We start from the raw sequence: 741 nt of genomic DNA, 5'->3' as shown, positions 1-741 counted from the left end.
ACGAACAGCGACTGGATGTCCGGGGTGACCAGCAGTTGCGGGCGAATCTGCTGCTGATAGAACTGGAGCCAGTTTAAGGCCCGTTCGCCGAGGGGCAATACCCGGTCTTTATTCCCCTTGCCCTGCCGGACGGTCACGGTTTTGCGTGACCGGTCAATGCTGTAGATATCGAGCCGGGCCGCTTCACTGCGTCGTATCCCTGTTGACCAGAGCAGTTCCATCAGGGCCCGGTCGCGTACGCCCTGCAACGTATTTGGGTCAGGCAGCGACAGGATATGCTCGATTTCATCAATGCTCAGGATATACCGCGGCAGGCGTTTTTCCTCCCGCGGCAACTCAATGTCCGCCGCCGGGTTTGCCAGTATCAGGTTCTGTTTCGTCAGCCATTTGAACCACACCTGCAACGGCTGCAACTGCGTGCGCTGGGTGCGGATGCTCAGCGGCTCTCCGTTGGTCTTGCGGTACTGATACAGATAACGCTGGTAACGCTCCAGTATTGGCCGCGTGATATCCGCGGCATAGTACAGGCCCCGGTCCGTGGCCCACAGGATAAAGCGATAGGTGTGATGGGTCTGCACTTTCAGCGTGGTTTCCGACCAGTTCCGCTCCTGCCGCCATGCCACGAAGCGCAGCAGCAGCGCATACAGGCTTTTTGGGTCATGTGCCGGACCCACCGGCTGACGGTAGACGTCATCGACGGTCAGGAGACTTCCTTTGCGCGGTTTACGGTTTGCCATGATT

1 protein-coding gene is annotated in these 741 nt (G+C 58.7%); it reads right to left on the bottom strand.

From position 1 onward, the window contains the following. A partial coding sequence (gene xerC / locus EAE93_RS23960; protein ID WP_214040733.1) for a site-specific tyrosine recombinase XerC occupies positions 1-737 on the bottom strand: 737 nt, incomplete at its 3' end. Between the last annotated feature and the right edge of the window lie 4 nt (positions 738-741).

Origin of the sequence: Photorhabdus akhurstii (genome assembly GCF_018448925.1) — a bacterium.
Classification (GTDB): Bacteria; Pseudomonadota; Gammaproteobacteria; order Enterobacterales; family Enterobacteriaceae; genus Photorhabdus; species Photorhabdus akhurstii.
Note: the sequence above shows the minus strand (reverse complement) of the source record. Positions and strands in the feature narration are given on the sequence as shown.